This window comes from Mycobacterium gordonae (assembly GCF_001417955.2).
GTDB classification, from domain to species: domain Bacteria; phylum Actinomycetota; class Actinomycetes; order Mycobacteriales; family Mycobacteriaceae; genus Mycobacterium; species Mycobacterium gordonae_B.
Genome location: NZ_LKTM01000048.1, coordinates 1 through 10,743, shown reverse-complemented (window position 1 = coordinate 10,743; position 10,743 = coordinate 1). Strand labels below are relative to the sequence as shown.

At 73.7% G+C, this 10,743-nt stretch carries 2 protein-coding genes; both read left to right on the top strand.

Annotation, left to right across the window (positions count from 1 at the left end; translation table 11 throughout):
- Positions 1-7,739: hypothetical protein (locus AO501_RS37800; RefSeq protein WP_197419783.1), on the top strand; the 7,739-nt coding region annotated here is incomplete at its 5' end.
- Between the two features lie 11 nt (positions 7,740-7,750).
- A partial coding sequence (locus AO501_RS07280; RefSeq protein WP_055577094.1) for a PPE family protein occupies positions 7,751-10,743 on the top strand: 2,993 nt, incomplete at its 3' end.

Here is a 10,743-nt window from a genome sequence, read left to right as displayed (position 1 = left end):
CCGCCGATGCCGCCGGTACCACCGGCCTGGCCGGCGGCGCCGGTGGAGCCGGCGCGCCCGGTCTGGTCGGTGGCAGCGGGGGAGCCGGGGGAGTCGGTGGCAGCAATGGACTGTTCGGTGCGGCCGGCGCAGGCGGTGCGGGTGGCGTCGGCGGCGCCGGTGGTATCGGGGCCACTGGCACCGCCGGCGGCCAGGGTGGCACCGGCGCTGCGGGTGGCTCCGGCGGCTCGGGTGGCGCCGGCGGCGCGAACACTTCGCTGTTCGGGCAAGGCGGTGCCGGCGGAGCCGGTGGCCTGGGCGGTGTGGGCGGCCAGGGCGGTGCCGGTGCTTCCGGTGTCGGTCTGAGTGCCGACGGCGGGACGGGTGGCACCGGTGGTGTCGGCGGCCACGGTGGTGGCGCGGGCGCAGGCGGTGCCGGCGGACTCTTCGGAGCTGCGGGGGCCACCGGCGGCGTGGGTAGCGGCGGTGCCGGCGGCATCGGCGGAACGGGCGGCACCGGCGATTCCGGCACGGCCGGCGTCTACGGCGTCAACGGCGGTATTGGCAACACGGGTTACGCGGGTGGCCACGGCGGCGCTGGTGGCGCCGGTGGCAGCAGCTTCGCGGGCGGCAGCAGCGGTGCCGGCGGCCAGGGTGGCCAGGGCGGCACCGGTGGGACGGGTGGCGCGGGCGCGTCCGGTGTCGGCCACGCGGACGACGGCGGTCAGGGTGGTAAGGGCGGCGCGGGCGGTCAGGCCGGGACCGGTGGTGCCGGCAACACCGCCGGGGCCGCGGGCGTCGGTGGGCGCGGCGGCCAGGGCGGCGCGGGTGGCGCGGGTGATGTGGGTATCGACGCTGGTCCCGGTGCCAACACCGGGGGCACGGGCTACGCCGGTGGTCAGGGTGGCCTCGGCGGTGACGGCGGCGGCACGGGCGCCGGTGGTGTCAACGGCACCGGAGGTCAGGGTGGCCAGGGCGGTGTGGGCGGTCAGGGCGGTGCTGGTGGCTCCGGCGTCGGCCTCGGGGTTCAGGGCGGAGCGGGCGGTAACGGCGGGGCCGGCGGTCACGCAGGCGGTGGAGGCCAGGCCGGCACCGGTGGTTCCGGCGGCGGCGTGGGCGCCTCGGGCACCGGCGGTACGGGCGGCACGGGCGGTGCGGGTGGCGCCGGTGACAGCGGCGGCAACGCTGCACCGGGGACCAATGTCGGCGGCACCGGCTTCGCGGGTGGCGTCGGAGGGGCCGGCGGCGCCGGCGGCGATACCGGTGCTGGTGGTGTCAACGGCACTGGCGGCCGCGGCGGTCAGGGCGGTGTCGGCGGTCAAGGCGGCACCGGTGGATCGGGTGTCGGTCTTGGTGTGGTGGGTGGCGCCGGTGGTACCGGCGGCACCGGTGGTCATGCCGGCACCGGTGGTCAGGCCGGCACCGGCGGCCTCGGCGGCGGGACGGGCGCCGCGGGTACCGGTGGCGCCGGCGGTCAGGGTGGCTCGGGTGGTGCCGGCGACGTCGGTAGCAACGCCGCGCCCGGCAGCAACACCGGCGGCACGGGTTTCGCGGGTGGCCAGGGCGGTAGCGGAGGCGCCGGCGGCGGCTCCGGCGCGGGTGGTGTCAATGGCACCGGCGGTCAGGGTGGCCAAGGCGGAACGGGCGGTAAGGGTGGCACCGGCGGTTCCGGCGCGGGATTGGGCGTGGCCGGCGGTAAGGGCGGCACCGGCGGCGCCGGGGGTCAGGCCGGCACTGGCGGGTCCGCCGGAGCCGGCGGCACAGGCGGTGGCTCCGGCGCGGCGGGCGCAGGTGGTGCCGGCGGGCAGGGTGGCACCGGCGGCGACGCCGGCGCCAACACCGGTACGGTCCTCGCCGGCAGCAAAGGACTCACCGGCCTCGCAGGCGGTGCCGGCGGTAACGGTGGCGCTGGCGGCAGCACCTTCGCCGGGGGCGTCAACGGCGTCGGCGGTGCCGGCGGCAACGGCGGTACCGGTGGCACCGGTGGCACCGGTGGTTCCGGCGTCGGCTTCCAGGTGGCGGGCGGCACCGGAGGCACCGGAGGTGCCGGCGGCAATGCCGGCACCGGCGGTCAGGCAGGCAGCGGCGGGACCGGTGGCGGTAACGGAGTGGCCGGCAACGGCGGCGCCGGCGGTCAGGGCGGCACCGGCGGCAAGGGCGACGTCGGCGCGGTCGGCGGGGTCGGCGCCAAGGGCGGCACCGGTTTCGCGGGCGGCGTAGGAGGCCAGGGCGGCGCCGGCGGGAACAGCGCCGGCGGAAACTTCGGCAAGGGTGGCTCCGGCGGCAACGGTGGTGACGGCGGCGCAGGCGCCACCGGCGGGTCCGGCGTCAACTTCGGCAAAGCGGGTGGCACCGGTGGAGACGGCGGCGCCGGTGGTGCCGCAGGCACGGGCGGTCTGGACGGGACCAACGGGCTGGGGGGCGGCGGCACGCTCACGGCGAATGCCGGCAATGGTGGCAACGGAGGCCAGGGTGGCCTTGGGGGCAACGGCGACAACGGCGCCGCCGGTTCGGTGGGCGGTAAGGGCGGCAACGGTTTCGCCGGTGGGGCGGGCGGTAACGGTGGTGTCGGCGGGGCCAGCGGCGCCGGTGGCATCAACGGCAGTGGCGGCAGCGCCGGCAGTGGCGGCGCCGGCGGTAGCGGCGGCAATGGCGGCACCGGCGTCGGCTACGGTCTCGCCGGCGGCGCGGGCGGCGACGGTGGTGTGGGCGGCAATGCCGGCACGGCCGGCACTGCCGGTGGCGGCGGCACCGGCGGTAACAGTGGAACTGCCGGCAACGGCGGTGCAGGTGGCGCTGGTGGCAGCGGCGGCAACGGTGACGTGGGCACCAACGGCACCGGCGGCGGCACCAACGGCGGGACAGGACTCGCGGGCGGCGCCGGCGGCAAGGGCGGCGCGGGCGGCAATACTGTGGCCGGCGGCACCAACGGGGCCGGCGGCGCAGGTGGCAGCGGCGGCGACGGCGGCGCCGGCGGCAAAGGCGGTACCGGCGTCGGATACGACGTCGATGGTGGCAAAGGGGGCGATGGCGGCGCCGGCGGCAACGCCGGAGCCGGTGGCGCCAGCGGCGCCGGCGGCAGCAACGGCGGCACGGGAAACTTCGGCAACGGTGGTAAGGGCGGCACCGGCGGCACCGGCGGCAACGGCGACATCGGAACCACCGGTGATCCTGGCGGCAAGGGCTTCTTCGGGCACTCCGGCGGTGCGGGCGGCAAGGGCGGCGCGGGCGGCAACAGCGGTGCCGGCGGCAACAACGGCGTCGGCGGCGTCGGTGGCGACGGCGGCGAGGGCGGCCAGGGCGGCCAGGGCGGTACCGGACTGGGCCTGGCCGTCGACGGCGGCGAGGGCGGTCAGGGCGGTGCCGGCGGCAACGCCGGAGCGGGTGGCGCGAGTGGCTCCGGTGGCGCCGGCGGCGGCACCGGCAACTTCGGGAACGGCGGCAAGGGCGGCCAGGGCGGCACCGGTGGCGACGGCGGCCTGGGTAACACCGGCAGCGCCGGCAACCAGGGCAACCAGGGTCATGCCGGCGGCGCCGGCGGTAAGGGCGGCGCCGGCGGCGGCAGCGGCACGGGAGGAGTGAACGGCACCGGCGGCACTGGCGGCACCGGGGGCAAGGGCGGTACCGGCGGCGACGGCGGCAACGGCGTCGGCTTCAGCGGCAACGGTGGCAAAGGCGGCACGGGCGGCTTCGGCGGCGCCGCCGGTGCTGGCGGAGCCACGGGCTCTGGAGGTAGCGGCGGTTCCATCGGTACCGCAGGCGCGGGTGGCGTCGGCGGTGACGGCGGCAATGGTGGCAACGGCAGCATCGGCACCACCGGCATCAACGGCGTCCCCGGCAACGTCGGAGGCACCGGTGGCGGCGGTGGTGGCGGAGGCGAAGGCGGCCAGGGCGGACAGGGTGGCAGTACCACTGCGGGCGGTGTCAACGGCAGCGGCGGCAACGGCGGCAAGGGCGGCAGAGGGGGCCAAGGCGGCTTCGGCGGCACAGGATCGGCCAGTAACGACGGTGGCGCCGGTGGCGCGGGAGGTCAGGGTGGCGCAGCCGGCGCAGCCGGCGCCGTCGGCACCGGCGGTGGCGACGGCAAGACCGGCAATGTCGGCGTTGGCGGCAACGGCGGAATAGGCGGAACCGGCGGTGCCGGTGGCGCCGGCAACAACGGTGGAGCGAACCTGAACGGCCTGAGTGGCGGCAAAGGTGGTGCCGGCGGCACGGGCGGTGCCGGTGGCGCCAGCGCTGCCGGCGGGTTCAACGGCAACGGCGGTGCCGGCGGCAGCGGTGGCAGCGGCGGCAGCGGCGGCGCCGGCGGCGCCGGTGTCGGACAGAACGGTGCGAACGGTGGCACCGGAGGTGACGGCGGCAACGCAGGTAACGGCGGCGCGGCCGGCACCGGCGGTACGGGCGGCAGCAACGGCCTCAACGGCGTCGGCGGCAACGGCGGCACGGGCGGGACCGGCGGTACGGGCGGCCAGACGGTGAGCGGCCCCGCCAAGGGTGGTAGCGGGGGCCTGGGCGGCGCCGGCGGGGCGAACTTCGGAGGCTACGGCGGCGGGACCGCTGGGTCCGGCGGCACCGGCGGTACCGGCGGGACTGGCGGTGCAGGTGCCACGGGCTTGCTGAACCAGAACGGTGGCGGGGGCGGCACCGGCGGTGACGGTGGAAAGGGTGGCGCGGGCGGCCAGAGCTTTGCGGTAGGCGGCGCCAACGGCAACGGCGGCACCGGCGGCAACGGCGGCAACGGCGGCGCCGGCGGCGACGCCGGCCTCACCTCCGGGCAGAACGGCTCCTCCGGTGGTAACGGCGGCACCGGGGGCAAGTCGGGGACCGGTGGCGCGGCAGGCACGGGCGGAACCGGCGGCAGCAACGGCAACAACGGTGCCGGCGGGACCGGTGGCAACGGCGGCAAGGGCGCAGCGGGTGTCACCAACCCGGCGGGCGGCACCAACGGCGGCAGCGGTGGCAGCGGCGGCGTCGGCGGCGCCAACAGCGGCGGCTTCGGCGGCGGTTCGGGCGGGGCGGGTGGCACTGGCGGCACCGGCGGTGCGGGTGGCACCGGCGGGAACGGCGGCCTCAACCAAGCCGGCTTCGCCGGCGGGACCGGCGGCGTGGGTGGCACCGGCGGCGCCGGCGGCAACAACAGCGCTGTCGGCGGAATCAACGGCAACGGCGGGGCCGGCGGCAACGGCGGAACCGGCGGGACCGGCGGCAATGCGGGTACGACCTCCGGCCAGAATGCCTCCAACGGCGGCCAGGGCGGAGACGGCGGAGCAGCCGGCACCGGCGGTGTGGTGGGTACCGGAGGCGCCGGCGGCGCTAATGGTCTCAATGGCGTCGGCGGCGCCGGAGGCGCCGGTGGCAACGGTGCCGCGGGCTCCACGAACCCGTTCGGTGGCACAAACGGCGGCGCCGGCGGCGGCGGCGGGCGCGGTGGTGACTCGGTCGGCGGGTTCGGTGGCGGTGGCGGTGGCGCCGGCGGTCTCGGTGGTAACGGCGGCGCGGGCGGCACCGGGCCGAGCGGCGCCGTCAACCAGCCGGGCTACGACGGCGGCATCGGCGGCAACGGCGGTACCGGCGGGGCGGGCGGCAACGCTACTAACGGCGGAGTCAACGGCTTGGGCGGCAAGGGTGGCAACGGCGGAAATGGTGGCACCGGCGGCAACGGTGGCGCCGGATCCGTTCAGGCTGGCCTGCCGGGCGCCAACGGCGGGGCCGGTGGTGACTCCGGCGTCGGTGGCGCGTCCGGGACCGGCGGCAATGGCGGCGGCAACGGCAGCAATGGCATCGCCGGCAATGGCGGCAAAGGCGGCACCGGCGGCGTGGGCGACACGATCCGAGGCATGGACGGCGGTAAGGGCGGCGCCGGCGGGGCCGGCGGCAACAACGTCGCGGGCTTCGGCGGCGGGGCCGCCGGTAACGGTGGCGATGGCGGCACCGGCGGCGCGGGCGGTAGTGGCCGTAACGGTGGCATTGACGAGGCCGGCATCGCCGGTGGCAACGGAGGTCAGGGCGGGACCGGCGGCGCCGGCGGCAACAGCCTGGCTACCGGAGCAAACGGCAGCGGCGGCCAGGGCGGTAATGGCGGCGTCGGCGGCCAAGCGGGGAATTCCGGCAACGCCTCGGGCGGACAGGTTGGAAAACAGGGCGGCCAAGGCGGCAACGGCGGCGATGCCGGCTTCGGCGGTGCCGCCGGCACCGGCGGCATCGGCGGCAGCAATGGCAGTAACGGCACCGGTGGCAATGGTGGTGCCGGTGGCACCGGCGGCCTGGGCGGCCAGACGACGAGTTTCAGCACGCCGGGCGGCAAGGGCGGCACTGGTGGCAATGGCGGTAACAACCTAGGCGGCTTCTTCGGCGGTGCGGCGGGCAACGGCGGCGCCGGCGGCAATGGCGGGGTCGGCGGCGACGGCGCTACCGGGGCTGCATTAAGCCAGCCGGGTAACGGGAACAACGGCGTCAATGCCGGTGCCGGCGGCGACGGCGGTTCCGGCGGGGCCGGCGGCATCAGCCGCGCCGGCGGCGCCAACGGCAACGGCGGTGTCGGTGGCAATGGTGGCGCCGGTGGCGTCGGTGGTCACGGTTCTGCCGGCTTCCTCTATCAGATCGTCGGCAGCTCGATCCAGTACTACGCCGGCGGCAATGGTGCGAACGGCGGTGCGGGCGGCGCAGCCGGGGCTGGTGGAGCAGCCGGAAACGGCCCCGGCACAGCGGGCTCTGTCGGCGTCAACGGCACCGGCGGCGTCGGCGGCATGGGCGGCAACGGCGGCGCGGGAGCGTCCGGACTGAATAACGCCACCCCGCTCGTTCCTGCCGGAACCGGTGGCAATGGCGGTAACGGCGGCGCCGGCGGAGCGGGTATCGGCGGCGTCGGCGGGGGCAACGGCGGGGTAGGCGGCGCCGGCGGTATCGGCGGCACCGGTGGCGACGCACTGAGCCTGACCAGCGGCACCGGCGGCACCGGCGGCATTGGCGGCAAGGGCGGTGGCGCGGTCGACGGTGGCACCGGTGGCGCCGGCGGCGTCGGAGGCCAGGGCGGCACCGGTGGCATCGGCACCGACAGCAGCAGCCAGTTCGGCGCGACGAAGGGCGGCACCGGCGGCGCGGGCGGAAACGGAGGCGTCGGCGGCAATGCCATTGGCGGAGGCAACGCGGGTGTGGGCGGCGCCGGTGGGACCGGCGGCACCGGTGGCAAGGGTGGCTCAGCCACCGGCATCTTCGGCGGTGACGCCGCTGACGGCGGCGACGGCGGCACGGGCGGTGGTTCTGGCGGCGGTGGCAACGCAACCGGCGGCGGCAACGGCGGTGCCAGCGGCACCGGAGGAATGGGTGGCACCGGAGGCGACGGCGGCGCTGGAAACGGCAAGGGCGGCAACGGCGGCAACGGTGGCCTCGGCCAGCGGGCGGGCACCGGCGGCAACGCAGACGGCGTCGGTAAAGGCGGCGGTGGCGGCGTCGGTGGTACGGGCGGCACCGGCGGCACCGGCGGAGCCGGCTCGACCGGAGGAAACGGCGGACAGGGTGGCAACGGCAACGAAGGCGGCAACGGTGGTAACGCGACCGGTACCGGTGTTGGCGGCAACGGGGGTAAGGGCGGTAACGCCGGCAACGGCGGCAACGGCGGCAACGGCACCAACTTCCCGGGTTCCGGCGGCGCTTCCGGTGGCTCCGGCGGCGGCGGCGGCAACGGCGGTTCCCCGCTCGGCGTGAACGGCGGCTCAGGCGGACCCGGCACGCCGGGCAAGGCCGGAACGCAGGGACTCTGAGAGTTGATTCGATGAACTTCTTCGTATTCCCGCCCGAGATCAACTCCGCCCGGATTCTTTCCGGTGCGGGGGCGGTCCCGCTGCTGGAGGCCGCCGCGGCTTGGGAAGGGCTGTCCGCGGAGTTGGACTCGGCGGCGGCATCTTTCGGCTCGGTGACTTCCGAGCTGGCCGGTGGCGGGTGGCAGGGTCCGGCGTCGGTGGCCATGACGGCGGTGGCCACCGACTATGCGGGATGGCTGGGCGCGGCCGGCGCGCAAGCCGAGCAGGCGGCCAGCCAGGCGCGGATGGCCGCGGCCGTCTTCGAGGCCACGCTTGCCGCGACCGTCGATCCGGCGATCATCGCCGCGAATCGCGCTCAGCTGGTAGCGCTGGTCGGGTCAAACTTGTTCGGGCAGAACGCACATGGCATCGCCGCGACTGAAGCCGAATACGAGCTGATGTGGGCCCAGGACGTGGCCGCGATGTTCGGCTACCACGGCGGGGCATCGCAGATCGTCTCCGCGCTTTCACCTTTCACCCAGCCGCTGCAGAATCTGGCCGGGCTGCCCAGTCTGGCGGCCTCGGCGTCCGCCCTGGCCGCCCCCACCCTCGATGCGCTCAACGTGGGCGTGGGTAACGTCGGCTCGTCCAACATCGGGGTGGCGAATCTAGGAAGTTTCAATGTCGGCGTCGGCAATGTCGGCGACCGCAACTTCGGCCTTGGCAATACGGGCAATGGCAATCTCGGCTTCGGGCTGACCGGTGACAACCGGATCGGTTTCGGCGGCACCTACATCAGCATCGGCAGTCCGGGCTTCGGCCTGGGCGGCCTGAACTCCGGCAACGGCAACGTCGGATTGTTCAACTCCGGTACCGGAAATGTCGGCTTCTTCAACTCAGGATCCGGCAACTTCGGCATCGGCAACTCGGGGCTGGGCAACACCGGATTGTTCAACGCCGGCGCGTTCAACGTCGGCAGCGTCAATACGGGTGCCTGGAACACCGGCGGTTTCAACCCGGGCAACACCAACACTGGTTGGTTCAACAGCGGAAATGTCAACACGGGCGCATTCAACTTCGGACACATGAACAACGGCCTGTTCAACTCCGGCTCCTGGAACAACGGGGTGTTCCAAGCCGGAGTTGGCCAGGGCAGCCTCCACATTCCGATCATCACGCCGGATCTGACGTTGCCGCCGCTGGAGATCCCGTCGATTACCGTTCCAGGGTTCGCGCTGCCGCCGATCACGGTGCCCTCGTTGAGCATTCCGGCGTCGACCACCCCGGCCGGGATCATGGTCAGCGGCTTCGGTCTCCCGCCGATCACGGTGCCGTCGTTGAGCATTCCGGCGTCGACTACGCCGGCCGGGATCACGGTCAGTGGCTTCGACCTGCCGCCGATCAGTCTGCCGCCGTTGACGATTCCGTCGTTCACGATCCCCGCGGGCATCAACGTGGGCGCATTCGATCTGCCCCGGCTGACCATTCCGTCGATCACCACTCCGGCGATCACCACACCCCCGGGAATCGCGGTGAGTGGCTTCGGCCTACCTCCGCTGAGCATTCCGCCGATCTCCATCCCGTCGCTGACGATCTCCGAGGGCATCAGTTTCGGTGGGTTCGATCTGCCTCAGTTGACCATCCCGTCGATCGACATCCCGTCGATCACGCTTCCGGGTATCGAGTTGGGGGCGTTCAACTTACCGCGGCTGACGATCCCGTCGCTCGCCATTCCGCCGATCACCATTCCGGGCGGAATCACGCTGGGCGCGTTCAACCTGCCCCAGTTGACCATCCCCTCGATCACCGTCGGAAGCATTCCTGTCGGGAGCTTCACGACACCACCATTGAACCTTTCGAACATCTCCGTGACGCTGCCGGCGTCGCCGCCGTTACCGCTGATTCTGTTCATCCCCAACAACGTATTCTGGCTGACTACAGGGGTATCGGGAGTCTGGCCTCAGTTCGGCGGCGGAGTCACCACCCCGGGCAGTCCTCCGACCTCCGGCGGTCCTCCCGCCTACATCATCCTCGGCCCGGCCACCATCAGCGGCGTCGGCGTCAACATTCCGTCGCTGACGCTCGGCGGGTTCAACCTCCCCGGACTGACCACGCCCCCTATCACCGTCCCGCCCATCAATGTCGGCGGGTTCACGCTGCCAGAGATCAAGACACCGGCGATCACGACGCAAGCCATCACGATCGACCCGATCAAGGCAGCTGACTTCACACTGCCGCAGATTGTGACACCCCCGTTCAGCACAACGCCGATCACGATCGATCCGATCCGGTTGGGCGCGTTCTCGCTGCCGCAAATCGTGACGCCCGCGATCACCACCCCGCCGATCACGATCGATTCGATCGCGGCAGCCGGATTTGTCCTGCCGCAACTCAGCATCCCGCCGATCACGACCCCGCCGATCACCATTGATCCCATCGGCTTGAGTGCCTTCAACCTCCCGGCAATCACGACTCCGCCGATCACGACTCCACCGCTGTCGATTGATCCGATCCGGCTGGGCGGCTTCGCTTTACCGCAGGTCAGTGTGCCGGCGTTGACGACGCCGGTGTTCACGATTCCGTCTGTGGGGTTGGGTGGGTTTGAGCTGCCGCAGGTTAGTGTGCCGGCGTTGACGACGCCGGTGTTTACGATTCCTTCGATCGGGTTGGGGGCGTTTGGGACTCCGGCGTTGACGGTGCCGAGTATTCATCTGCCGAGTGCTGTTATCGCCGAGGTGGCGGTGCCGGGCGGTCCCGGTTACTTCAACACCAGTGTGGCGCCGTCGTCGGGGTTCTTTAATTCCGGCGCCGGGGGTAACTCCGGGTTCGGCAACTACGGCTCAGGCTTGTCGGGGTGGTTGAACTCGAATGTGGCTGGGCTGGCCGGTAATACCGGTGGCACGGGTGTGGTGAGTTTGGGTAGTGCGGTGTCGGGGTGGGTGCACACCGCGTTGTCGCCGGAGTCGTTGGCGACCGGGCTCAATCGGGTGTTGGCCAATGTGGGGTCGGGCAATGTGGGGGTGGG